The organism is Variovorax sp. AC194 (assembly GCF_979257995.1).
Genome location: NZ_OZ409823.1, coordinates 3,153,705 through 3,176,644 on the forward strand (window position 1 = coordinate 3,153,705; position 22,940 = coordinate 3,176,644).

The window sequence follows — 22,940 nt, forward strand, 5'->3', positions numbered from 1 at the left end:
AGATCCGAAACGAAGGAAACGATCATGAACAAGCTCCTGGCCGTCGCGGCCGCCGCACTCTCGCTGTCCGCAGCACTCTCTTTCCCGGCGCATGCGCAGTCCGTGGCCGACGGCTCGCGCGAGCACCCGCTGCGCGTGCTGCTGATTCCCGCCGACGGCGGCACCGAGTCGGGCACCAAGGCCGACTACGCGCCCGTCTTCAACGCCATCACGCGCACCACGGGCCTGAACTTCGACCTGAAGGTCGGCCAGTCGTACGGCGCCGTGGTCGAGGGCATGTGCAACCAGCTGGCCGACATCGCCTTCTTCGGCCCGGTGTCGTATGTGCAGGCCCACAAGCGCGGCTGCGCGCAGCTCCTGGCCGTGGGCGTGGAGAAGGGCGCCTCGGTGTACTACGCCGGCATGTTCGCCAAGGCCAATGCGCCCATCGCCACCATCAAGGACGTCAAGGGCAAGCGCGTGGCCTTCGGCGACGTCAACTCGGCCTCCAGCTTCACCTTCCAGGTCGCGATGCTGATGGACGCGGGCATGGACCCGGCCAAGGACCTCTCGGCCATCCGCATGACCGGCAGCCACGCGAGCAGCCTGGCCGCGCTCGTGCAGGACCAGGTCGATGTGGCCTCGCTCTCGTTCGACTCGTACGAGAAGGCCGTCAAGCAAGGCGCCGTCGATCCCAAGACCATGAAGGTCATCGCCAAGAGCATCGCCATTCCGTACCCGCCGCTCGCGCTCAACTCCAAGCTGCCCGAGCCGCTGAAGACCAAGCTGAAGGACGCCTTCCAGACCGTCAACAAGGCTCCCGGCATCACGCCCGACATGATCCGCGGCTACGGCGGCGGCAAGATCGACGGCTACGACACCAGGTTCTCGGAAGACGAGTTCAACGTCGCCGCCGAAAAGCTGGGCCTGCTGACCGACGAGCTCAAGGGCCGCATCCTCTCCAAGGCCGCGGAGCGTTGAGCACGGCCATGCTGAACTTCGATTCGGTCGCCATGCGCTATGCCGACGGCACGCGCGCGCTCGACGGCGTCTCGCTCACGGTGCCCACCGGCCAGTTCTGCGTGGTGCTGGGCTCCTCGGGCGCCGGCAAGTCGACGCTGCTGCGCATGGCCAACGGGCTGGTGCGGCCGACCGGGGGCGCGGTGCAGGTGGAGGGCGTGCCGATCGTGGCCGCCGCGCTCGCCCGCATCCGCCCGCGCATCGGCATGATCCACCAGCAGTTCAACCTCGTGCTGCGTTCCACCGTGGCCGAGAACGTGCTGGCCGGTGCGCTGCCCGCGATGCCGACGTGGCGCGCGCTGCTGGGCCTCTTTACCGACGCGCAGCGCGCCAAGGCCTGCGCGCTGATCGAATCGGTGGGCCTGCAGGAGCAGCACCTCATGCGCCGTGTGAGCGAACTCTCGGGCGGCCAGCAGCAGCGCGTGGGCATCGCGCGCGCCTTCATGCTCGATCCGCCGCTGGTGTTGGCCGACGAGCCCGTGGCGAGCCTGGACCCGCAGACCAGCCACGACGTGCTCTCGCTGCTGCGGCGCGAGGCGCGCGAGCGCGGCACCACGGTGCTGTGCAGCCTGCACCAGATCGAGCTGGCCTGCGAGTTCGCCGACCGCATCGTGGCGCTGCGCCATGGCGCGGTGGTGTTCGACGGGGCACCCGAGGCGTTCGACCCGAAGGTCTTCGATGCGATCTACGGCCGGCCCGCGGCTGCCGCACAACCACCGGCGCCGTTGAACGAACCCGAGGCCGTGCTGCCGCTGCACACCGGCCATGCGGGCTTGCTGGAGATGGCGCAATGAACCAGCCCGCATCCCGCCCTTCGTCGGCCTGGGAACTGCCGCGCCCCTTCGGCACCCGCAGCCTCGTCGTGCTGTTTCTCGTCATCGTCGTCGGCTTCTTCGCCGGCCAGCGCGTGGAGATGGGCCGCATGCTCTCGCTCACCGGCGAAGGCGTGCTCGCCGCCGTGGGCCTGCGCGACCAGTCGCAGGTGCTCTCGGGCCTGGGCACCATCGCGCGCTCGCTCTTTCCGCCGCAGGTGTCCGAGCGCACCGAGGTCGCGCGCATCGAGGGCTTCGACCGCAACCGGCTGCCCTGGTTCTCGCACGTGGAGTCCGAGGAATCGCGCCAGCCCAAGCTCAATCCGCAGACGCTGCAGATGGAGGAGGTGGTCGACCAGCGCGAGGTGCTGGTCGAGCCCTTCGGCTATCTCTGGCACGTGGCGGTGAAGATGCTCGAGACCTTCGAGATCGCGATCTGGGCCACGCTGCTGGCCATCGTGCTGAGCGCGCCGCTGGCCTGGTGCAGCGCCAAGAACTACTCGCCACACCGCGCCGTCTACACGCTGGCGCGCAGCGTGGTGGGCATGTTCCGCGCGGTGCCGGAGCTGGTGAGCGCGCTCTTCCTGGTGCTGGCCTACGGCTTCGGCCCGATCGCCGGCGTGCTGGCCCTCGCGCTGCACTCGGCCGGCTTTCTCGGCAAGTTCTACGCCGAAGACATCGAGACCGCCGACGACAAGCCACAGGAGGCGCTGCGCGCCATCGGCGCGAACAAGCTGAAGGTGATGCGCTTCGCGGTGCTGCCGCAGGTGATGCCGCAGTTCATCGCCTACACGCTCTACGTGCTCGACCGCAACGTGCGCATGGCCACCGTGGTGGGCCTGGTGGGCGCGGGCGGCATCGGGCAGGAATTGAAGGGCCGCTACGACATGTACAACTACGCGCACGTCGGAACGATCCTGATCGCGATCTTCCTCACGGTCCTCGTGCTCGACAGGGTCGCAGCCCGCCTGCGCAGCCGCTATGCCTGAGCGCTAGCCCCCGCACCCATCCCGACTTTCCTTCGATTCCGATGCGAGCCCTTCGCGGGCCCGCAGGGGATCGCTTCGCCCTCGATCTTTCGTTCCAAAGGACACACCCATGAAATCAGCTTCTTCCCGGTACGGCCTCGCTGCGGCGGGCCTCGTCTTGTGCCTTGGCCTCGCCGCCTGCGGTGGTGGTGGTGGTGGCGGCGGTGGTGGTGGTGGTGGTGGTGGCCTGCCCATCCTTCCGCCGGGCCAGACGCCGCCCGCCGGCAGCGGCCCGCAGCAGCCCGGCGGCGACCAGCCCCAGCAGCCCGCGCCCGCCCTGAAGTGCGCGCCCTGACAGCGCCGCCCGCCCACCGATCCGCTCCTTCGCTCCTTGTTTTTCTCCCGCGTTGAAAGACCACCCATGAACACCCCCAACCGTCGCGATTTCTTCCGCAAGTCGGCCGGCGCCATCGGCGCCGCCTCGGCAATGACGATGCTGCCGCCCGTGATCCGCAAGGCGCTGGCCATCGAGGCCGCTGTCGACACCGGCACCATCAACGACATCAAGCACATCGTGATCCTGATGCAGGAGAACCGCAGCTTCGACCACTACTTCGGCACCCTGCGCGGCGTGCGCGGTTTCGGCGACCGTTTCCCGATTCCGCTGGCCAACGGCAAGCCGGTGTTCTTCCAGCCCAACACCGTCGTCGGCGGCCCGGAGATCCAGCCCTTCCGCCGCGACTCCACGATCGCCAATGCGCTGATCGGCTCGGGCGCGCCGCACAGCTTTCCCGACATGCAGGGCGCATGGAACCAGGGAAAGATGGACCGCTGGATCCAGTTCAAGAACCAGGTGACGATGGGCTATTACCTGCGCGAAGACATCCCGTTCCAGTTCGCGCTGGCCGATGCCTTCACGCTCTGCGACAGCTACCACTGCTCCATCCTCACCGGCACCGATCCGAACCGCGTCATCTTCTGGTCGGGCTCCAACTTCAACCCCGAGTTGCGCAAGAAGGGCATCAACAGCACGGACACCGATTCGGAGCCCGTGAACTCGCGCTGCTGGCCCAGCCCCTCCAACTGGGTCGCGGGCCGCGCGCAGAAGGCCGACGGCACGGGCCAGACCGACCCGACCTCGGGTGCCTACAACTACAAGTACGTCAACAACTCCTTCAAGTGGGACACGCTGCCGGACGTGCTGCAGAAGGCGGGCATCACCTGGCACATCTACCAGAACATGAACAACAACTGGACGGGCGCCATGAACGGGTGCCTGGCCTTCGAGAGCTTCCGCACCGCGCAGCCGGGCTCGCCGATCTATGAGCACGGCTTGACGGGCGGCCCCGCGGCGGCCGACGGCGCGGTCAACTTCCTCGCGCAGTTGAAGCAGGACGTGATGAACGACACCCTGCCGCAAGTCTCGTGGGTGCTGCCCACGCAGGCGCTGGCCGAGCACCCGGGCAGCAGCGAAGGCACGGCCGGCGCGGCCGACTTCGTCTCGGACGTGCTGAGCGCGCTCACCTCCAACCCCGCGGTCTGGAGCAAGACGGCGCTGTTCGTCACCTTCGACGAGAACGACGGCTTCTTCGACCACATGGCGATGCCCTCGGTGCCCTCGTACAGCGCGAGCGGCGAGCTGATGGGCAAGTCCACCGTGCCGCTGGACGGCGAGTATTTCGACGCCTCGGTGGGCAGCTACCTGAACGCCGCCGATACCACGAGCGGCAAGACGCGCCCATGGGGCCTGAGCGCGCGCGTGCCGATGTACGTGGTGTCGCCGTGGAGCAAGGGCGGCTGGGTCGATTCGCAGGTGTTCGACCACACCTCGATGGGCCGCTTCCTGGAGAAGCGCTTCGGCATCACGATCGACGCCATCAGCCCGTGGCACCGCGCGGTCAGCGGCGACCTCACCTCGTGCTTCGACTTCGTGAGCCCGAACGATCCGGTCGTGCCCAAGCTGCCCGACACGAGCGGCTATCCCGCGATCAACCTGGCGCAGAAGGCGCTGGCCAACACGGGCGTCATCACCAAGGCCCCGGTCACGCCGCAGCCGCTCTTCCAGGAAACCGGCACGCGCTTCTCGCGCGCGCTGCCCTACGAGCTGCACACCAGCGCGCGCATCGAGACGCGCGGCCTCGTGTCGCTGATCTTCAGCAACACCGGCGACCAGGGCGCGGTGTTCCACGTCTACGACAAGCTGCACCTGGACCGCATCCCGCGCCGCTACACCGTCGAAGCGGGCAAGCAGCTGACCGACTTCTGGAACGCCGGCGCCACCGACAGCGGCAAGTACGAGCTGTGGGTCTACAGCAGCAACGGCTTCGTGCGCACCTTCAAGGGCGACGCGCTGGCCACCGACACCGCGGCCTTCAAGCCCGAGGTGCAGGTCTGCTACGACCCGGCCGCGGGCCAGGTCTACGTGAAGGTGCACAACACCGGCACGGGCAGCGGCACGGTCGCGGTCAAGGCCAACGCCTATCGCGCCGACGGTCCCTGGTCGCTCGACGTGGCCGCAGGCGCCACGGGCATGCTGCACTGGAACCTGGAAGACAGCGGCCACTGGTACGACTTCACCGTCGCCGCCGACAACTTCGAGCGCCGCTTCTCGGGCCGCGTGGAAACGGGCAAGCCGAGCGTGAGCGATCCGGCGATGGCGCTGCATCTCGCGGCGGTCTGAACGCGCCCGCAACGACAACACAGAGGAGAAGCATGAAACACAAGCGCGCAACGCGCGGCGCAGCCCTGGTCGGGCTGGCCGTCGCGCTCGGCTCCGGTGTGGGCCTGGGCCATGCCCAGACCATCACCTGGGACCCGGCCAAGTCCAACCTGGGCATCGGCACCGGCACGGGCATCACCGGCGTCACCGGCACCAACAACCAGGCGATGGGCACGGGCACCGGCAACAACGTCAGCACCAAGTACAACCTGGCCATCGGCGACGGCGCGGGCACCAACGTGAGCGGCGACAACGCCAACCAGGCCATCGGCTTCCAGGCGGGCACCGACGTGAAGGGCGGCTGGAACCAGTCCTTCGGCCGCAGCGCCGGCGACAACGTCACGGGCAACCACAACAACGCGACAGGCTTTCACGCCGGCAGCGGCGTGACCGGCTCGGACAACAACTCCACCGGCACCAACGCCGGCATGGCCGTCGCGGGCAGCAACAACAACGCGATGGGCAACGGCGCCGGCAGCAACGTCACGGGCAGCGAGAACACGGCCATCGGCACCAACGCCGGCAAGAACGTGACCGGCAGCAGCGACATCTCGATGGGCAACGGCGCGGGCAACAACGTCAGCACCAACTGGAACCTGGCCATCGGCGAAGGCGCGGGCACCAACGTGTCGGGCAAGAACGCCAACCAGGCCATCGGCTACTACGCGGGCACCGACGTGGTCGGCGGCTGGAACCAGACCATGGGCCGCAGCGCCGGCGAGAACGTCACCGGCGACTACAACAACTCGAACGGATATGCCGCGGGCCAGTTCGTCACCGGCAACCGCAACGACGCCACCGGCTCCAACGCCGGCCAGCACGTCACCGGCTCCGACAACGAGGCCTACGGCACCAGCGCCGGCGGCAACGTCACGGGCAACGGCAACCAGGCCTACGGCAACGGCGCGGGCCGCGACGTGAACGGCAGCAACAACATCTCCACCGGCGAAGGCGCGGGCGGCGGCGTCAAGGGCTCGGGCAACCAGGCCTCGGGCCAGATGGCCGGCGCACAGGTCTCGGGCAACAACAACCTGGCGATGGGCCAGGGCGCGGGCGGCGGCGTGCAGGGCAACCGCAACCAGGCCTTCGGCGCGACCGCCGGGCAGGGCGTGACGGGCAACGACAACACGGCGCAGGGCAACGGCGCCGGCGCGCATGTGAGCGGCAACGCCAACATCGCCATCGGCAACGACGCGGGCGTGTACGTCAACGCGAACCAGACGCTGTCGATCGGCGCCTCGGCCCGCGCCAACGCCGACAACGCGATGGCCATCGGCAGCGGCGCGCAGGCGCAGGCCGATGGGGGCATTGCGCTGGGTGCCAACGCGGTGGTGCAGCACGCCAACAGCGTGGCGCTCGGCGCGGGCAGCGTGACCACGCGCGGCGCGCAAACCAACTACGTGGCCACGGGCATGGCGGGCCTGCAGTCGTCGGCCGGCGAAGTGGCGCTGGGCAACCGCCAGCTCACCGGCGTGGCGCCCGGCAGCGCGCCGACCGACGCGACCAACGTGGGCCAGGTGCAGGGCATGGTGCAGAACGGCGTGGCCTCGGCCAACGCTTATACCGACACCATCGCCGCGCAGGGCCTGCCGTTCGGCAAGGCCTACACCGACCTCACGGCCGCGCGCCTGCAGAACCAGCTGGACGAGAACTCGCGGCGCGCCTTCGCGGGCATCGCGGGCGTCGCGGCGATGGAAGCGGCGCCCCTCGTGCCCGGCAAGATCAGCTACGCCGTGGGCCTGGGCAACTTCCGCAGCGAGAGCGCGATGGGCGGATCGCTGCGCCGCACTTCCGAAGACGGCCGCTACAGCGTCACGCTCGGCGTGGGCGTGAGCAGCTCGGGCGCGGTGAGCCGCGTGGCGTTCACGGGCGTGTTCGACTGAGCCCGGCAACGCGGGGGAGCGCGCGCACGCCGGCGCGCCTTCTCACGCGGGTCTAAGCAACTCGTCATCGGCGCCTAAGTGGGTCGTCCTAGAGTGAAAAAACCAACCACTCCAGGAGACAGCCATGAGAGTTCGTACCGCAGTCCTTTGCATTGCCGCCGCACCGGCGCTGGTGCTGGCCTCGCTCGCGCATGCGGGCGGGCGCGGCGACCCCGACTATCCGCAGATGTCGCACTCGACCCAGTCGCGCGACGCGGTGGCCGAGGACGCCATGCGTGCCAACAACAGCATGCACGCGACCGAGATCCTCGAATCGCAGGTGCAGCGGCCGGTGTCGGGCGCCGACCGTGCGCAGGTCCAGGCCGAGGCCGTGCGCGCCAACAACGCGATGCACCCGACCGAAATCCTCGAGTCGCAGGTGCAGCCGCCGGTGGCGTCGGCGAACCTGCCTTCCGCGACTGGCAGCGGCGAGTAAGCCGCGCGGCTCACTCGCGGGTCACTCGCGGTTCATTCGCGGGTGAGCACGAAGCGCTTTCGGATACCGCTCGCGGCCGAAGGCGCCACCCACAGGTCGAACTCGCCCGGCTCGACCACGGGCTTCATGTCGCGGCCGATGAAGGCCATGTCGGCCGCGGCGAGCGTGAACTCGACCACCTTCGAGGTGCCCGGCTCGATGCGCACCTTCTGGAAGCCCTTGAGCTCGCGCACCGGCCGCGTCACGCTCGCGGCGCGCTCCGAGAGGTACAGCTGCACCACCTCCTCGGCCTCGCGCATGCCGGTGTTGGTGACGGTGGCGCGCACGCGCAGCGTGTCGCCCATCGTCATGCGCTCCTGGCTCAACTCGACGTTGTCGTAGCGCACGGGCGCATAGCCGATGCCGAAGCCGAAGGGGTAGAGCGCCTCGTTCGTCGCATCGACATAGCGCGTCTTGAACGACGTGCCCGGTGCGCCTTCGGGCGTGGGGCGCCCGGTGCGCTTGTGGGCGTAGTAGTAGGGCACCTGGCCGGCGGTCTGCGGAAAGCTCACCGGCAGGCGGCCCGAAGGATTGAAGTCGCCGAACACCACGTCGGCGATGGCGTGGCCCGTCTGCACGCCGAGGAACCAGGTCACGAGAATGGCGCGCGCATTGCGCACCGCGCCCTTGAGCGCCATCGCGCGGCCGTTGCTCAGGAGCACGACGACCGGCTTGCCGGTCGCGGCCACCGCTTCGGCCAGGTCCTGCTGCGGCTGCGGCAGGCCGATGTCGCTGCGCGAGCGCGACTCGCCCGACATCTTCTGGCTCTCGCCGATGGCCAGCACCACCACGTCGGCGTTGCGCGCCGCGGCCACTGCGGCCTCGATGCCGCCGGGCAGCGGCGACTCGACGTTCGAGCCGCGCACGATCGTCACGGAGGAATCGGGGCCGAGCGCTGCGCGCAGCCCTTCGTCGATGCCGACGGGCGCCGACTGGCCCGGGAACAGGCTCCACGAGCCCATCAGGTCCTTCGTGCCTTCGGAGAACGGGCCGATCAGCGCGATCTTCGTGCCGGCCTTGGGCAGCGGCAAGAGCTTGGCCTCGTTCTTGAGCATGACGATGGAGCGGCGCGCGTCTTCGCGGGCGAGCGCGATGAATTCGGGGTTCTCGGTGCGCTGGGCGGCGGGCGGGCCGTCGAGGCCGCGGAACGGATCGTCGAAGAGGCCCAGCTTCTGCTTGACGCGCAGCACGCGGCGCACCGCTTCATCGAGCCGCGCCATCGGCACTTCGCCCGAGGCCACGAGGTCGGGCAGGTGGCGCATGTAGAGCCCGCTCTGCATGCTCATGTCGGTGCCGGCCATGAAGGCCATCTTGGCGGCCTCGCGGCTGTTGGCGGCGTAGCCGTGCTCGATGAGTTCCTCGTCGGCCGTGAAATCGGAGACCACGAAGCCCTTGAACTTCCATTCGTCGCGCAGCACGCCGGTCAGCAGCGCCGGGTTCGCGGTCGAGGGAATGCCGCCGATCTCGTTGAAGGCGCTCATGACCGAGAGCGCGCCTGCGTCGATGGCCGCGCGGAACGGCGGGAGGTACACCTCCCGCAGCGTGCGCTCGGAGATGTCGCTCGCGTTGTAGTCCAGCCCGCCCTCGGCCGCGCCGTAGGCCGCGAAGTGCTTGGGCGTGGCGAGCATCGAATCGGCGTTCGAGAGATTGCTGCCTTGAAAGCCGCGCACGCGCGCCGCCGCGAACTGGCGTGCGAGGAACGGGTCTTCACCCACGCCTTCGAGGCCGCGGCCCCAGCGCGCGTCGCGCGCGATGTCCACCATCGGCGCGAAGGTCCAGCGGAAACCGTCGGCCGTGGCCTCGACGGCCGCCGCGCGCGTGGTGCGCTCGGCCAGCGCCGGCTCCCAGCTGGAGGCCTCGGCCAGCGGCATCGGGAAGATCGTGCGAAAGCCGTGGATCACGTCGGCGCCGAAGATCAGCGGAATACCGAGGCGCGATTCGCGCACCGCGATCTGCTGCAGCCGCAGCTTGCCTTCGAGGCCCGCGTTGTTGAAGAGGCCCGTGAGGCGCCCGGCGCGCACGTCCGCCGTCTCCTGCTGGCCGTTGCGCCATGCGTCCTGCGGGTTGTTGGGGATGTTGATGTCGGCCGGGCCGTAGAGGCTCAGCTGGCCGGCCTTTTCCTCGACGGTCATGCGCGCGATCAGCGATTCGACGCGCGCATCCGCCGCAGCGGAGGCGGCAGAGGCCGCGGGGTCATCGGGCATCGAGGCGGCTGAAGCGGGAAGGAGAAAGCCGGAAAGGGAAAGGAGGAGGGGGAGGGCGGCGAGCGCCGCTTTTCGAACGTGCATGGCCTCCTATTCTGCAGACAACGGGCCCCGCCCCCGGCAAGCGGGTTTCCGTCGTCGCCGTAGGGCTATGGTTGACCGGTGCGCTTATTCCGCGGTTGCGCCGGCTTCCTTCGCCACCTTGACCCACTTGGTCGTCTCGCTCGCGATGAATTTCGAAAGCTCCGCGGGCTTCATGTTGCCGGCCGTCACGCCCTGTTCCTCGAAGCGCTTGACCACATCGGGCTGCTGCACCGCGCGCGCCAGCTCGGTGTTCAGGCGCTGCACGATCTCGGGCGGCGTGCCGTGCGGGGCCATCAGCGCGAACCACGTCGTCATGTCGTAGCCCTTCAGGCCCGCCTCGTCCAGCGTGGGCACGCCGGGGTAGGCGGGCGAGCGCGTCTTCGTCGTCACGGCCAGCGCATGCACCTTGCCGGCCTTGACGTGCGGCGAGGCCGAGGGGCTGGTCTCGATGGCCATCTGGATCTGCCCGCCCATGAGGTCGGCCATCATCGGCGCGCCGCCCTTGTAGGGCACGTGCACGATGTCGGTTTTCGTCATCGAGCGGAAGAGCTCGCCCGAGATGTGCTCGGTGCTGCCGTTGCCGGCCGAGCCGAAGTTGACCTTGCCGGGGTTCGCCTTGATGTACGCCACGAGCTCGGCCACCGTTTTCGCGGGCACCTTGTCGTTGACGATCAGCACGTTGGGCGTGGAGGCCGCGAGCGCGACCGGATCGAAGTCGCGCTGGAAGTCGTAGGCGAGCTTCTTGTAGAGGCCCGGCGCGATCGAATGCGCGATCGTGGCCAGGAACAGCGTGTAGCCGTCGGCCGGCGCCTTCGAGGCGATGGTCGCGCCCACGGTGCCGCCCGCGCCGCCGCGGTTGTCGATGATCACCGGCTGCTTGAGCGCCTCCGAGAGCTTCTGGCCGATGGTGCGCGCGACGATGTCGGTGGTGCCGCCCGCCACGAAGGGGACGATGAGGGTGATGGGTTTGGTGGGCCAGTCGGCGGCGGAGGCTGCGCCGGCCGCGAGCAGCAGCGTGGCGATGGCGGTGCGGAGGAAATTCTTTCGGTTCATGGTCGTGAGGTCTTGGTGTTGTTGTTTGAAGAAAGAAGGCGTCAGGCCACGCGGTTCAGCAGCGGTTGGCCTTCGTTCCAGCGTTTCAGGTTGTCGAGAAAGAGCGCGGCGACGCGCGCCTCGTTACCGTCGGAGTGGCCGGCGGTGTGGGGCGTGACGATCACGTTCGGCATGTCCCACAACGGCGAATCGGCCGGCAGGGGCTCGTGCGCGAACACGTCGAGGTAGGCGCCAGAGAGCGCGCCGCTGCGCAGGGCTGTGATGAGCGCGGGCTCATCGACGACCTCGCCGCGCGAGACGTTCACGAGCCGCGCGCCGGGCGGCAGCAGCGCGAGCGCCTCTGCATCGACAAGGCCGCGCGTGCGGTCGGTCAGCGGGCAGGCGAGCAGCAGCCAGTCGGCGCGCGGCAGCACGGTGCGGATGTCCTCGAAGCGCACGCTGTCGGTGCCCGCACTGCTGCGCACGGCGATCACGCGCAGGCCCAATGCGGAGAGCAGCGCGCCGAGGCCTTGCCCGATCGGCCCCCAGCCGACGATCACCGCCGTTTGCCCCGCCAGGTCGCGCGGCAGGCCGCTGCCCACGAGCGGCGCCCAGGTCTTCTCGCGTTGCGCCGCGAGCAATTGCGCAAAGTTGCGCGCCAGCATCAGCACGCCGGCCAGCGCGGTCTGCACGACCACGCCCGCGTTGGCGCCCGACGAGGTGGTCACTTCGACGCCGCGTGCGCGCAGTTCGCCGTACACGGGCCGGTCGGCGCCCGCCGAATGCGCATGCACCCAGCGCAGCGATGGCGCGCCGCGCAGGGCATCGTGAAACTGCTGCGTGTGCGGCAGCACCTGGTGCTTGGTCGAGAGACCGGTCACGTCGCGCGAGACGAAGGCCACGTCCGCATCGTCCCCGGGGTTCACCACCACGTGCGCGTGGCCGCCGAGCGCTTCGCCAAGACCCGTGCCGGCCTGCTGCGCGGCCGCGGGCGTCATCAGGATGCGCAGCGGGGAACTCATTCGGCCGTCGCGCCCGAATCGCGCACGATCACTTTCCATTTCTCGTACTCCTGCCGCGTGAACTTGCCGAACTGCTCGGGCGTGCCGCCGACCGGGTCCGCGCCCTCGCGGATCATCTGCGCTTCGAGCGAAGGCAGCGCGTCGTTCACCTGTTTGTTGAGCAGCGCGATCACCGGTGCCGGCGTGCCCTTGGGTGCGAAGAAGCCGAACCACGAGCCCGCCGAGAAGCCGGGAAAGCCCTTCTCGGCCACGGTCGGCACGTCGGGCAGCGAACGCGAGCGCTTCAGGCTGCTCACCGCGATGGCGCGCAGCTTGCCCGCGCGGATGTGCGAGATGACCGAGGGGATGGTTGCGAACATGAACTGGATGCGCCCCGCGAGCAGGTCGGTCAGCGCGTTGGCGCCCTTGTAGGGCACGTGCAGCGTCTCGGCGCCGATGCGCTTGCTGAGCATGTAGCTCGACAGGTGCGACGAAGTGCCGATGCCCGTCGAGCCGTAGTTCAGCTTGTTGGGGTTGGCCTTGGCGTAGGCGATGAACTCTTCCATCGTCTTGGCGGGCACTTCGGGGTTCACGACCAGCACGTTGGGCACGTCGGCGATCTGCACCACCGGCACGAGGTCGGCGAGCGGGTCGTAGGTCATGTTCTTGTAGAGCGTCTGGTTCACGGCCATCGGGCCGACCGAATTGACGATGAGCGTGTAGCCGTCGGCCGGCGCGCGCACCACGAACTCGGTGCCGATGTTGCCGCCGCCGCCGGGCTTGTTGTCGATGACGAAGGGCTGGCCCAGCTTCTCGGACATCTGCTGCGTGACGGCGCGCGCGAGGATGTCGGTGGTGCCGCCCGCGGTGAAGGCGACGACCACGCGCACGGGTTTGCTGGGGTACGCGGATTGGGCATCGGCACGCGGCGCGGCGCCCAGGCCCGCGGCCAGCAGCACGGCGGTGGCCGTGCCCACGAGCTTGCGCAGCAGGAAGGAGGAAGAGGAGGGGGAAGGCTTGTCTCGATTCATTTTTCTGATCCTTGGGTTCTGTCGTCTCTGTCTCTACTTGGGCGGGGGAAAGTCGTACAGCGCCGCCGGGTTGTCGACCAGCACGCGCCTGCGCTGCGCCTCGTCGGGCAGCCAGCGCGCGAGCAGGTTCACCAGGGCGCCGTCGTCGGGCACCTGCTGCGCTTCGAAGTAGTTGATGTGCGGCCAGTCGGTGCCCCACACCACGCGCTCGGCATTGGCCTCGAGCAGCGCGGCGGCGAAGGGATCGATGTCGGCGTAGGGCGGGCCCATGCCGGTGTTGCGGTCGGCGCCTGAAATCTTGGTCCACGCCTTGCCCTCGGCGAGCAGGCGGCACAGCGTGCGAAAGCCGGGGTCGTCGATGCCGCGCAAGGCCGCCATGCGGCCCATGTGGTCGACCACCAGCGGTACGCCGGCGCGCAGCAGCCGTGGCGCCAGCTCGACCAGGTCGGGCGCATGGATCCAGATCTGCGCATGCCAGCCGCGTTCGGCCAAGCGCGGCGCCAGCGCTTCGAGCACCTCGATGCCCACGCCGTTGCGGTACACGGCATGGCCGTCGCGCTTGAAGAGGTTGAAGCGCACGCCGCGGACGCCTGCGGCATGCCAGTGGTCGAGTTCCGCATCGGTGGTGTCCGTCTGCGGCACGGCGATGCCGCGCAGTCGGTCGGGATATTGCGTGAGCGCGGCGAGCACCGCACCGTTGTCGGTGCCGCTCGCGCTGCCGGTCACCAGCACGCCGCGCGAGAGGCCCAGCCGGTCGAGGTGCGCGATGAAGGCCGCGCCGGGGTATTCGCCCGGCGTGTAGCTGCGGTCGTCGGCCAGCGGAAAGCGGTCGAAGGGGCCGAAGACATGCGCGTGGCTGTCGCATGCGCCGGGCGGCAGCGCGAAGGACACGGGCGTGAATGCGTCATGGGGAGGCAGGCAGGGGCGGGTCATGGTGCGTGCGTCTCCTCAATCGACCTTGAGCTTGCCGCTCTTGGCGAGCAGCCGCGCGCTCGCGTCTTCCTTCTTCAGCGTCGCGAGCCATTCGTCGGGCGACGAGGCCTGGCCCGGACTGCCGACGGAGATCAGGCGGCGCTTGACCGTCTCGTCGGCCAGCGCCTTGCGCAGCGCGGCGTTGAGCGCGTTGATCACCTCCCGCGGCGTGCCGGCGGGTGCGAGCAGGCCGGTCGCGGTGGTCGCGTCGAAATCCTTCAGGCCTGCCTCGCGCAGCGTGGGCACGTTGGGCAATGCGGGATCGCGGTCCTTCGACATCACGGCGACCGCGCGCAGCATGCCCGACTGGATGTGCGCGGCCGAGCTCGTGAGCTGGTCCACCACGAGATCGATCTGCCCGCCCAGGAGGTCCGTGAGCGCGGGCGCCGAGCCCTTGTACGGCACGGTGTTCAGGCTCAGCTTGCCGGCCTGCTCCAGCTGCAGCAGCGCGATGTGGTTGGTGGTGCCCGGGCCTGCATGGCCGGCCGTCACCTGGCCCGGCTTGCTGCGCGCGGCCGAGAGCACGGCGTCGATGTCCTTGTACGGGCCCTGGCCGCGCACCGCGATCACCAGCGGCGTGGTGGCCGCGAGGCCGATGGGGGCGAAGTTGTCGAGCGCGTAGGTCGTCTTGGTCATCAGCGGCAGCACGACGAGCGCGTTCGGCGTGCTCACCAGCAGCGTGTAGCCGTCGGGCTGCGCACGCGCCACGTACGACGCGCCGATAGCGCCGCCGGCCCCGGCGCGGTTGTCCACGATCACCGACTGGCCGAGGATCTGGCCCAACGCCGGCGCCAGCGTGCGCGCGACGACGTCGAGGTTGCCGCCGGGCGCGAACGGAACGACGAGCGTGACCGGCTTCTGCGGGAATTTTTGCGCGAGCGCGGGCAATGCGAGCGTTGCTGCGAGCGCCGCCAGCACGGCGGGGAGGAATCTTCTCTTCATGGGGCGTTGTCTCTGCTGTTCTTCGGCGTGTGCGTGTCAGTCGCGAAAGCCCGGGTCCATGCGATCGAGCTTGCGCAGCAGCGCGGGCCACTCCATGAGGCCGTAGGGGCGACGGGTGCCGGGCTGGTAGTTGTTCCAGGTCTCTTCGAGCACCTCTTGCGGCACGGCCTTGAGCGGCGTGTTGCACGACATCGCGCCGATCTGCGCGCGGCAGGCCAGCTCCAGCCGGTGCATCCAGTTGAAGGCTTCGCCCACGCTGCGGCCCACCACGAGCGCGCCGTGGTTGCGGAAGATCACCGCCTCGCTCTGGCCGAGGTCGGCCAGGAGCGACTCTTGCTCGGCGGTGTTGAGCACCACGCCCTGGTACTCGTGATAGCCGATCTTCAAAAAGCGCATGGCCGTCTGCGTGAGCGGCAGCAGCCCGCATTCGAGCGAGGACACCGCCATCGACGCCCAGCTGTGCGTGTGGATCACGCAGGCCACGTCGGGCCGCGCGGCATGCACCGCGCTGTGGATCACGTAGCCGGCCTTGTTGATGCCGTAGTTCAGCTCGCCGAAGTCGGGCGAGGAGAGGATGCGGCCGTCGGCGTCGACCTTGATGAGGCTGGACGCGGTGATCTCCTCGTACATCATCCCGTAGGGGTTGATGAGGAACGCGCCGTGCTCGCCCGGCACGTGCGAGGAGATGTGGTTGGCCATCATGTCCGACATGCCATACAAGTCGACCAGCCGGTAGCACGCGGCCAGGTCGATGCGGGCCTGCCATTCGGCGGGCGAGCACTTGTCTTTCATGGAAGGGATCTGGAGCACGCCAGGGGTTGTCATCGCGGGTTTCCTTTCGAGGGGAGGATTCGATTGATTCAATTCAGTCGGCGCCCAGTTGCAGGCGGCTGGGCAGGCGTTTCTCGATCGCGAACTTCAGCAGCGCCGCCGAGCGGAAGATGCCGTGCGCGAACTTGCCGTAGGGCAGCGTGAGGAAGAGCGCCATCACCACGCCCAGGTGCACCGCGAGCAAGAGCGCCATGAAAGTCGTGTCGCGCCATGCGAGCAGCGCGAGGCCGGTCACGCTCGTGAGCAGCAGCAGCGCGATGAAGCCGCGGTCCATCGGCCGCTGCGCCACGTCGCCGTGCGCGGCGTTGCGCCGCAGGTTCAGCCACAGCAGGCCGATCGGGCCGATCACGAGGCCGATGCCGCCGGCCGTGCCCAGCAGCACCGGCAGGCTCGTGAGCGCATAGGGCGCATGCAGGTTGAAGAGGTAGTGGTAAAGCGTCGCCACGCACGTCGAGGCGAAGCACAGCATGAAGCCGTAGAAGGTGAAGTGGTGGAAGCGCCGGCGCCAGAGCGTGAAGCGGTCGTCCTCGTTGTTGCAGCCTTCGCCGTGGCCGCCGCCCAGGTACTTCAGCCGCAGCGCGTCGTGCGCGGCCTCGGCGCTCGCGGGGCCGCGCACGCCGGGCATCGAGGGCGCGTTGCCCGGATCGTTCGCGGGCGACACCTCGCGCCAGAAGCGGCGCACGCCCATGGCCAGCGCGAACATCACGAAGAGGAACACCGCGCCGAACACCAGCGCGAGGAAGTTGTGCGGAAAGATCGCGTAGAAATTGCCCGCGAGCGGCTCGTGCAGCAGCGAGCCCGACATCGCGACGGCCAGTACGAGGAACAGCGCCAATCCACCGGCCAGCGCCAGCGCGACGGTGAGCCCCGCCTTCTTGTAGAGCGCGCCCATCGCAGGCGGCCACGCGTAGTCGTGGTACGTCTGCATGCGCACCTGCGCCATCGCCTGCGGCACGTTCACCGCGAACTCGTGCGGCGGCGCGTACTGGCAGGCATGCAGGCACGAGCCGCAGTTGTGGCAGAGGTTCGCGAGGTAGTGCGTGTCGGCCTTGCCGAATTCGAGCCGGCGCGTCATCGCGGGGAACACGGCGCAGAAGCCCTCGCAATAGCGGCAGGCGTTGCAGATCTGCAGGATGCGCGCGACCTCGCCCTCGCTGGCGGTCAACGGGAGGGCGGGCTGGATCGGGATCACGCGCTGCGAAGGCGGGGCGCTGCCGATGCCGTCGGCATCCGCACGGGCGCGTGCGACGAGATCAGTGAGCTGCTGCAAGGGCGGTCTCCGGGGAATTCTTCGAAAGGTTCTTGGCGGCTTTCGCTGCCTTCGCGGCCTGCGTTCCGGCGATGCGGCCGAAGGCCGTGCCGATGCTCATGCCCACGCCGGCCGTGTAGCCCTTGCCCAGCACGTTGCCGGCCATCATTTCGCCGGCCACGAAGAGGTTGGGGCTGGCGCGTCCGCCGAAGCGCACGGCGGCGGTCTCGTCCACCTTGAGGCCCAGGTACGTGAAGGTGATGCCGGGGCGCACGGGGTAGGCGTAGAAGGGCGCGGTATCGAGCGGGCGCGCCCAGTGCGTCTTGGCGGGCGCGATGCCTTCGGTGTGGCAGTCGTCCAGGGCCGTGTGGTCGAAGCGGCCGACGCGGCAGGCCGTGTTGTAGTCCTGCACGGTGCGCACGAAAGTGGCTTCGTCCAGGCCGATCTTCTGCGCGAGTTCGCCGAGCGTGGTCGCCTGCGTACCGGTGAACACGGGCGGCATGAAGCGGCCGACCGCCTTCTGGTCGATGATGGACCAGGCGATCTGCCCCGGCTGCTGCGCCACGAGCCGGCCCCAGATCGCGTAGCGCTTGGGCCAGAAGTCCTCGCCCTCGTCGTAGAAGCGCTGCGCGTCGCGGTTGACCACCACGCCGAGCGAGACGCAATCGATGCGCGTGCAGATGCCGCCGTCGTAGAGCGGCGCGCGCGCATCGATGGCCACCATGTGGCCCTGCGACGGATCGCCGATGCTGTCGGCGCCCGCGGCGATCATGTACTTCAGCAGCACGCCCTGGTTGAAGCGCGTGCCGCGGATGAGGAAGTTGTCGGCCGGCCACTCGCCGCGCTCGTTCTGGCCCCACGCTTCGCGCAGCCATTCGCGGTTCGATTCGAAGCCGCCCGAGGCGAGCACGCAGCTCTTGGCTTCGATGCGCTCGCCGGCCTCGGTGCGCACGGCCACGAAGCGGTCGCCGTCAAGCTCGACCGAAGCGACGGGCGTGTCGTAGCGGATCTGCACCCCGAGCTTTTCGGCGCTGCGGAAATACGCATTCACCAGTGCCTTGCCGCCGCCCATGAAGAAGGCGTTGGTGCGCGCCACGTGCAGCGCACCCGACAGCGGCGGCTGGAAGTGCACGCCGTGGCTGCGCATCCAGTCGCGGCAGTTCGAGGAGGCGCGGATCACCAGGCGAGCGAGGTGCTCGTCGGTGAGGCCGCCAGTCACTTTCAGGAGGTCTTGCCAGTACTCCTCTTCAGGGTAGGCATCGATCAGCACGTCCTGCGGCGCGTCGTGCATGCAGCGCAGGTTGCGGGTGTGCTGCGAATTGCCGCCGCGCCATTCCTTGGGCGAGGCTTCCAGCAGCAGCACCGAAGCGCCGGCCTCGCGCGCCATCAGCGCGGCGCACAGCGCGGCATTGCCGCCACCAACAACCACTACGTCTGCCAGTACATCCATCACTCGTGGGTCTCCTTGGAATCCAGGAGACTTTAGGGAGCATGGCCTTCACGCGAAAGGCCGAAAGAGGCAACGGGTGTTCAGTTTTCGAGAAGACTTGCGCCGGTCCAGCGGCCCTCGCGAACGAGGGCGCGGGCGGTGTCGGCGACCACCACGCGCGCGGCCAGTGCAGCGGGCGAGAGCTCGTCGTCCGACAGGCTCACGAGCAGGTTGCGGCGGCCGACGTGGGCGTCGCTGATCTGCGTGAGTTCGAGGTCGTCGCGGTCGTGCCGCGCGGTGGCTGCACCGGGCTGCACGGTGGCGCCGTAGCCGGCGCGCACCGCGTCCATCAGGAGCGCGAGGCCGTCGACCTCGGCCACGATGCGCGGCGTGACGCGCGCCCGGAGAAAGGCGGCCATCAGCGTGGCGCGCAGGCCGTGGCTGCCGCTCGGCAGGATCAGCGGCACATCGGCCAATTGAGACAGGCGCACCTTGGTGCCCTTGGGGCGTTCGGCCAGCGTGGGCGAGGCGACCACGAAGAGCTTTTCAGCCAGCAGCGGCGCGACGCTCCAGCGCCGCGGCGTGTCGGTCTGGAACAGCACGGCCAGGTCGAGCTGGCGCGCATGCAGCATCGTCGTGAGGTGGCCCGAGAGCGCCTCGACCATGTGCAGCCGCACCTCGGGGTAGCGCTCCTGCATCGCGCGCATCAGCGGCACGCCGAGCACGGTGGCGGTGGTGGGCGCGAGGCCCACGCTCACATGGCCCGACAGGCGCGCCTGCTGCGCGGCGCGCACCGCGTCGTCGGCATGGCGCAAGGTGAGCTGCGCCTGCTGCAAGAACGCGAGGCCCGCATCGGTGGGCGTGACGCCGGTCGAGCTGCGCTGCAAGAGGCGCGTGGCCAGTTCGCTTTCGAGCCGGCTGATCTGCTGGCTCAGCGCCGAGGTGACCACGCCCAGCTCCACGGCCGCGCGGCCCATGCTGCGCAGCTCGCAGACCTTGACGAAGTAGCGCAGTTGCCTCAGTTCCATGCGCGCATCATCGCGCAGGCACGGCGGCGGGCTGGCCGCGCCGCAGCAACAGCCATCCGAACAGAGGGGCCGTCATGTACATCACCACCGAATAGATCGCGGCCGGCAGCGCGAGCGGAAAGCTCCCGAGCACGCTCACCGCGATGAAGATCGCGAGCGTGGAGTTGTGGATGCCGATCTCGTAGCTGATGGCGGTGGCCAGCGGCTTGTCCAGGCCCGCGGCGCGGCTCAAGTAATAGCCCGCGAGCAGGCTCACGAGGTTGAACAGCAGCACCGGAATGCCGATCTCGGCGAAGGTGGCGGTGAGGGTCTTCCACTCGTTCGCGATTGCGAGCGTCGTGACCACGGCGAGTACCACGCCGCTGAAGATCTTGGTGGGCTTTTCCATGCGCGCGGCGAACGCCGGCTTGCGCGAGGCCACGAACATGCCGATGGCCACCGGCACCAGCACGATCGCGATCACCTCCACGAGCTTGCGCGTCTGCAGCGGCACCACCTGGCCGCTCTGCGCGAAATGGCCGATGGCCCAGTTGGCGATGAGCGGCAGCGTGACGATCGACAGCAGCGTGTTCACGGCCGTGAGCGAGATGTTCATCGCCACGTTGCCGCCGAAGAGGTGCGAGAACAGGTTCGCCGAAATGCCGCCCGGCGAGGCCGCCAGCAGCATGAGGCCGATGGCGAACACCGGCGAGAGCCCGAAGCCCACGATGATTGCGTAGCACACGAGCGGCAAGCCAATGACCTGCAGCAGGAGCGCGATGGTCACCGCCTTGGGGTGCTTGAAGAGCCGCCGGAAGTCGGCCAGCGAGAGCGACAGCCCCAGCCCGAACATCACCAGCGCGAGCGCGCCGAACAGGAACCGGGTCACGATGAGCGTGGTGTCCATGGGTTGTGTCTCCTCTTTGGTTCTTCTAAAAAAATGGCTGCCCGCACCCGTCGCGCGGGCGCTGGCAGCCTTGGAAAACCGGGGATCGACGCGTCTTATTGTTTGTAGCTGTCGTCGATGCGGTCGAGTTTGCGGATCAGCGAAGGCCAGACGAACATGCCGCCCAGGCCGCCGCTTTGCACCTTCATCGCCTGGCCCACGCCGTCGATGATCTTCGGGTTCACATGCGTGAGCTCGCTGCCGCCCGATTGCGCCGCGATCTGGATCTGGCAGGTGTTCTCGAAGGTGTACATCGAGAGGAAGGCATCGGCAATGGTCTTGCCGCAGGTCAGCAGGCCGTGGTTGCGCAGCATGAGGAAATTCGCATGGCCCATGTCGGCCTGCAGGCGCGGCTTCTCGTCGTCGCGGAAGGCCACGCCTTCGTAGTCGTGGTACGCGAGCGAGGCCAGCACGAAGGTCGATTGCTGGCTGATGGGCAGCACGCCGTTCTTCTGCGCGCTCACCGCGATGCCGGCCTTCGTGTGGGTGTGCAGCACGCACTGGATGTCTTCGCGCGCGGCATGCACCGCGCTGTGAATCACGAAGCCGGCCGGGTTCACCGGGTAGGGCGACTCGATGATCTTGTTGCACTGCTGGTCGACCTTCACCAGGCTCGATGCGGTGATCTCGTCGAACATCAGCCCGTAGGGGTTGATGAGAAAGTGATGCTCGGGGCCGGGCACGCGCGCGCTGATGTGCGTGAACACGAGGTCGCTCCAGCCGTAGAGCGCTACGAGCCGGTAGCAGGCGGCGAGGTCGACGCGCAGCTGCCACTCTTCGGCGGAGACGAGCTTCTGGATTTCGGATTGGGAGTTGGCGTTCATGGTGGGGGTGTCCTTTGTCTGGGGTCTGTCAGGCCGCGGCCGGTTCTTTCAGCACGGTCTTGTAGATGCTTTGCTTGGGCTGGGCCATCAACCGGCGCAGCATGGGCTCGAATTCGCCGATCGGCAAGGTCTCGGCCTTCGGGTCGAAGGCGGGGTTGTCGTAGAGCGCGCAGAACTCGGCCGTGCGCTCGTAGTGCGGGTGGTCCTTGAAGTTCTCGCGCATGTCGCGGTCCAGGCCGATGTGGTGGAAGAAGTAATGGCCCTGGAAGATGCCGTGGTGCTGCACCATCCAGTGGTTGGCCTCGCTCACGAAGGGCTTCAAAATCGCGGCGGCGATGTCGGGGTGGTTGAAGCTGCCGAGCGTGTCGCCGATGTCGTGCAAGAGCGCGCACACCACGTACTCCTCGTCGCGGCCGTCGCGCAGGGCGCGCGTGGCGGTCTGCAGCGAGTGGGTGTAGCGGTCGACCGGAAAGCCGCCGTAGTCGCCCTCCAGGATCTGCAGGTGCTTGATCACGCGCGCGGGCAGGGCGCCCGCGAACTGCATGAACTCGCCGCCGATCAGTTGCCAGTCTTCGCGCGTGCTCTCCTGCATGCTCTTGAAACTTGCCCTTGCGCTCATCGTGCTGTCTCCATTGTTCGTGCGTTGTTCGTCCGTGGGGTGGCGGTCACTGTAGACCTGCACTTGACGCTCAACTGTCAAGAATTTGACAATGTAGGGTGGTGGTAAACCCCTGTCCCCAGGGGGACCCGCCCCACCTTTTCTCCAATGCCCCCCTCCACCAAGCCGCGTCTCTCCGCCCCGCACCGCGCTGCGCTGGAGGGCAACCCGTGGTTCACCAGCATGCCGCGCGCGCAGCGCGAGGCGCTGGTGGGCGCGGCCGAGCTCATCCACGTGCGGCGCGGAACGATGGTGTTCCGCCAGGGCGATCCGATTCATGCGTCGGGCGGCGGTTTCTATGGGCTGGTGGCGGGCACGATCAAGATTTCTTCGCTGCGGCAAGACGGGCGCGAGGCCATCCTCGCGGTGCTGGAGCCGGGCAACTGGTTCGGCGAGATCACGCTGATCGACGGCTCGCCCCGCACGCACGACGCGACCGCGCTCGAGGCGCTCGACCTCCTGGTGGTGTCGCCCGAAGCCTTCACGCGGCAGATGCGCGACGTGGTGTTTTCCAACGCGATTGCCGCGATGCTGGCCGCGCGGGTGCGCATGCTCTACGGCCTCGCGGAAGACGCGACGCTGCGCAGCCTGCGCGCGCGCGTGGCGCACCGGCTGCTGGTGCTCGCGCGCGGCGACGCGACGCAGTCGGTGCACCTGCGCCACCAGTTGATGCTGCCGCAGGAGGCGCTCGCGATGATGCTCGGCGTGACGCGCCAGACGCTGTCGAAAGAACTCAACGCGCTGGCAGGCGAGGGCGTGGTGGCGCTGGGCTACGGGCGCGTCGAGCTGCTGTCGCTCGATGCGCTGCAGCGGCTGGTCAGCACCGGTTGATGCC

General features: G+C 68.7%; 21 protein-coding genes. 8 read left to right on the forward strand and 13 right to left on the reverse strand.

Features of this window, described 5'->3' with window-relative positions:
* Positions 1-24 precede the first annotated feature (24 nt).
* The 7 genes from ACZYRS_RS15160 to ACZYRS_RS15190 all read left to right on the forward strand — a co-directional run bounded on the left by ACZYRS_RS15160 (position 25) and on the right by ACZYRS_RS15190 (position 7,856).
* Positions 25-960 carry a phosphate/phosphite/phosphonate ABC transporter substrate-binding protein gene (locus tag ACZYRS_RS15160; protein WP_463419911.1) on the forward strand — a complete coding sequence of 312 codons (936 nt, stop codon included), beginning with the start codon at positions 25-27 and terminating at the stop codon, positions 958-960.
* Positions 961-968: 8 nt separating this feature from the next.
* The gene (gene phnC / locus ACZYRS_RS15165) at positions 969-1,793 is read left to right on the forward strand and encodes a phosphonate ABC transporter ATP-binding protein (RefSeq protein ID WP_463419912.1); all 825 of its coding nucleotides are present in this window, start codon (positions 969-971) and stop codon (positions 1,791-1,793) included.
* Complete coding sequence (gene phnE / locus ACZYRS_RS15170) at positions 1,790-2,800, forward strand: phosphonate ABC transporter, permease protein PhnE (RefSeq protein ID WP_463419913.1); 1,011 nt, start codon at positions 1,790-1,792, stop codon at positions 2,798-2,800. Before phnC ends, phnE begins: the two co-directional genes overlap by 4 nt.
* 109 nt (positions 2,801-2,909) lie before the next feature.
* Positions 2,910-3,134, forward strand: a complete 225-nt coding sequence (locus ACZYRS_RS15175; RefSeq protein WP_463419914.1) for a hypothetical protein — start codon at positions 2,910-2,912, stop codon at positions 3,132-3,134.
* Between the two features lie 66 nt (positions 3,135-3,200).
* Positions 3,201-5,459 (forward strand): phosphocholine-specific phospholipase C, encoded by a 2,259-nt coding sequence (locus ACZYRS_RS15180; protein ID WP_463419915.1) that lies wholly within the window; start codon positions 3,201-3,203, stop codon positions 5,457-5,459.
* Between the two features lie 32 nt (positions 5,460-5,491).
* Positions 5,492-7,381 (forward strand): YadA family autotransporter adhesin, encoded by a 1,890-nt coding sequence (locus ACZYRS_RS15185; protein ID WP_463419916.1) that lies wholly within the window; start codon positions 5,492-5,494, stop codon positions 7,379-7,381.
* A 124-nt stretch (positions 7,382-7,505) separates the two neighbouring features.
* Positions 7,506-7,856, forward strand: a complete 351-nt coding sequence (locus tag ACZYRS_RS15190; RefSeq protein ID WP_198789596.1) for a hypothetical protein — start codon at positions 7,506-7,508, stop codon at positions 7,854-7,856.
* A gap of 32 nt (positions 7,857-7,888) precedes the next feature.
* On the opposite strand, the gene ACZYRS_RS15195 is transcribed toward ACZYRS_RS15190, so the two are convergent.
* The 13 genes from ACZYRS_RS15195 to ACZYRS_RS15255 all read right to left on the reverse strand — a co-directional run bounded on the left by ACZYRS_RS15195 (position 7,889) and on the right by ACZYRS_RS15255 (position 22,066).
* Positions 7,889-10,099, reverse strand: coding sequence for a glycoside hydrolase family 3 N-terminal domain-containing protein (locus tag ACZYRS_RS15195; protein ID WP_463419917.1), 2,211 nt, complete (start codon positions 10,097-10,099; stop codon positions 7,889-7,891).
* Between the two features lie 168 nt (positions 10,100-10,267).
* On the reverse strand, positions 10,268-11,236 hold the full coding sequence (locus ACZYRS_RS15200) for a tripartite tricarboxylate transporter substrate binding protein (protein WP_463419918.1): 969 nt from the start codon (positions 11,234-11,236) through the stop codon (positions 10,268-10,270).
* A 41-nt stretch (positions 11,237-11,277) separates the two neighbouring features.
* Positions 11,278-12,237, reverse strand: coding sequence for a D-2-hydroxyacid dehydrogenase (locus tag ACZYRS_RS15205; protein ID WP_463419919.1), 960 nt, complete (start codon positions 12,235-12,237; stop codon positions 11,278-11,280).
* Entirely contained in the window at positions 12,234-13,247 is a 1,014-nt protein-coding gene (locus ACZYRS_RS15210) for a Bug family tripartite tricarboxylate transporter substrate binding protein (RefSeq protein ID WP_463419920.1), read from the reverse strand. The genes ACZYRS_RS15205 and ACZYRS_RS15210 overlap by 4 nt, the downstream gene beginning before the upstream one ends.
* Positions 13,248-13,280: 33 nt before the next feature.
* On the reverse strand, positions 13,281-14,180 hold the full coding sequence (locus ACZYRS_RS15215) for an amidohydrolase family protein (RefSeq protein ID WP_463419921.1): 900 nt from the start codon (positions 14,178-14,180) through the stop codon (positions 13,281-13,283).
* 15 nt (positions 14,181-14,195) lie between these two features.
* Positions 14,196-15,161: a tripartite tricarboxylate transporter substrate binding protein gene (locus tag ACZYRS_RS15220; RefSeq protein ID WP_463419922.1), complete on the reverse strand. Its 966-nt coding sequence runs from the start codon at positions 15,159-15,161 to the stop codon at positions 14,196-14,198.
* A gap of 36 nt (positions 15,162-15,197) precedes the next feature.
* Positions 15,198-15,986 (reverse strand): class II aldolase/adducin family protein, encoded by a 789-nt coding sequence (locus tag ACZYRS_RS15225; RefSeq protein WP_198789602.1) that lies wholly within the window; start codon positions 15,984-15,986, stop codon positions 15,198-15,200.
* A 40-nt stretch (positions 15,987-16,026) separates the two neighbouring features.
* Positions 16,027-17,262 (reverse strand): tricarballylate utilization 4Fe-4S protein TcuB, encoded by a 1,236-nt coding sequence (gene tcuB / locus ACZYRS_RS15230; RefSeq protein ID WP_463419923.1) that lies wholly within the window; start codon positions 17,260-17,262, stop codon positions 16,027-16,029.
* Positions 17,246-18,682 (reverse strand): FAD-dependent tricarballylate dehydrogenase TcuA, encoded by a 1,437-nt coding sequence (tcuA, locus tag ACZYRS_RS15235; protein ID WP_463422491.1) that lies wholly within the window; start codon positions 18,680-18,682, stop codon positions 17,246-17,248. The genes tcuB and tcuA overlap by 17 nt, the downstream gene beginning before the upstream one ends.
* Before the next feature lie 89 nt (positions 18,683-18,771).
* Entirely contained in the window at positions 18,772-19,698 is a 927-nt protein-coding gene (locus ACZYRS_RS15240; RefSeq protein ID WP_198789603.1) for a LysR family transcriptional regulator, read from the reverse strand.
* Positions 19,699-19,705: 7 nt separating this feature from the next.
* On the reverse strand, positions 19,706-20,584 hold the full coding sequence (locus ACZYRS_RS15245) for a bile acid:sodium symporter family protein (RefSeq protein WP_463419924.1): 879 nt from the start codon (positions 20,582-20,584) through the stop codon (positions 19,706-19,708).
* A gap of 95 nt (positions 20,585-20,679) precedes the next feature.
* Positions 20,680-21,447, reverse strand: a complete 768-nt coding sequence (locus ACZYRS_RS15250) for a class II aldolase/adducin family protein (RefSeq protein ID WP_093433400.1) — start codon at positions 21,445-21,447, stop codon at positions 20,680-20,682.
* A 28-nt stretch (positions 21,448-21,475) separates the two neighbouring features.
* Positions 21,476-22,066 (reverse strand): HD domain-containing protein, encoded by a 591-nt coding sequence (locus tag ACZYRS_RS15255; RefSeq protein WP_463419925.1) that lies wholly within the window; start codon positions 22,064-22,066, stop codon positions 21,476-21,478.
* Positions 22,067-22,213: 147 nt separating this feature from the next.
* Between ACZYRS_RS15255 and ACZYRS_RS15260 the strand changes: the two genes are divergently transcribed.
* On the forward strand, positions 22,214-22,936 hold the full coding sequence (locus tag ACZYRS_RS15260; protein WP_463419926.1) for a Crp/Fnr family transcriptional regulator: 723 nt from the start codon (positions 22,214-22,216) through the stop codon (positions 22,934-22,936).
* Positions 22,937-22,940: the final 4 nt, after the last annotated feature.

Bases quoted from the DNA above. Each gene is read 5' to 3' on its own strand.
- ACZYRS_RS15260 (WP_463419926.1), top strand. From the start codon at position 22,214: ATGCCCCCCTCCACCAAGCCGCGTCTCTCCGCCCCGCACCGCGCTGCG.
- ACZYRS_RS15205 (WP_463419919.1), bottom strand. From the start codon at position 12,237: ATGAGTTCCCCGCTGCGCATCCTGATGACGCCCGCGGCCGCGCAGCAG.
- ACZYRS_RS15180 (WP_463419915.1), top strand. From the start codon at position 3,201: ATGAACACCCCCAACCGTCGCGATTTCTTCCGCAAGTCGGCCGGCGCC.
- phnC (WP_463419912.1), top strand. From the start codon at position 969: ATGCTGAACTTCGATTCGGTCGCCATGCGCTATGCCGACGGCACGCGC.
- ACZYRS_RS15190 (WP_198789596.1), top strand. From the start codon at position 7,506: ATGAGAGTTCGTACCGCAGTCCTTTGCATTGCCGCCGCACCGGCGCTG.
- ACZYRS_RS15245 (WP_463419924.1), bottom strand. From the start codon at position 20,584: ATGGACACCACGCTCATCGTGACCCGGTTCCTGTTCGGCGCGCTCGCG.
- ACZYRS_RS15185 (WP_463419916.1), top strand. From the start codon at position 5,492: ATGAAACACAAGCGCGCAACGCGCGGCGCAGCCCTGGTCGGGCTGGCC.
- ACZYRS_RS15220 (WP_463419922.1), bottom strand. From the start codon at position 15,161: ATGAAGAGAAGATTCCTCCCCGCCGTGCTGGCGGCGCTCGCAGCAACG.
- ACZYRS_RS15200 (WP_463419918.1), bottom strand. From the start codon at position 11,236: ATGAACCGAAAGAATTTCCTCCGCACCGCCATCGCCACGCTGCTGCTC.
- ACZYRS_RS15250 (WP_093433400.1), bottom strand. From the start codon at position 21,447: ATGAACGCCAACTCCCAATCCGAAATCCAGAAGCTCGTCTCCGCCGAA.
- ACZYRS_RS15195 (WP_463419917.1), bottom strand. From the start codon at position 10,099: ATGCCCGATGACCCCGCGGCCTCTGCCGCCTCCGCTGCGGCGGATGCG.
- ACZYRS_RS15240 (WP_198789603.1), bottom strand. From the start codon at position 19,698: ATGGAACTGAGGCAACTGCGCTACTTCGTCAAGGTCTGCGAGCTGCGC.
- ACZYRS_RS15210 (WP_463419920.1), bottom strand. From the start codon at position 13,247: ATGAATCGAGACAAGCCTTCCCCCTCCTCTTCCTCCTTCCTGCTGCGC.
- ACZYRS_RS15215 (WP_463419921.1), bottom strand. From the start codon at position 14,180: ATGACCCGCCCCTGCCTGCCTCCCCATGACGCATTCACGCCCGTGTCC.
- ACZYRS_RS15175 (WP_463419914.1), top strand. From the start codon at position 2,910: ATGAAATCAGCTTCTTCCCGGTACGGCCTCGCTGCGGCGGGCCTCGTC.
- ACZYRS_RS15255 (WP_463419925.1), bottom strand. From the start codon at position 22,066: ATGAGCGCAAGGGCAAGTTTCAAGAGCATGCAGGAGAGCACGCGCGAA.
- ACZYRS_RS15225 (WP_198789602.1), bottom strand. From the start codon at position 15,986: ATGACAACCCCTGGCGTGCTCCAGATCCCTTCCATGAAAGACAAGTGC.
- ACZYRS_RS15160 (WP_463419911.1), top strand. From the start codon at position 25: ATGAACAAGCTCCTGGCCGTCGCGGCCGCCGCACTCTCGCTGTCCGCA.
- phnE (WP_463419913.1), top strand. From the start codon at position 1,790: ATGAACCAGCCCGCATCCCGCCCTTCGTCGGCCTGGGAACTGCCGCGC.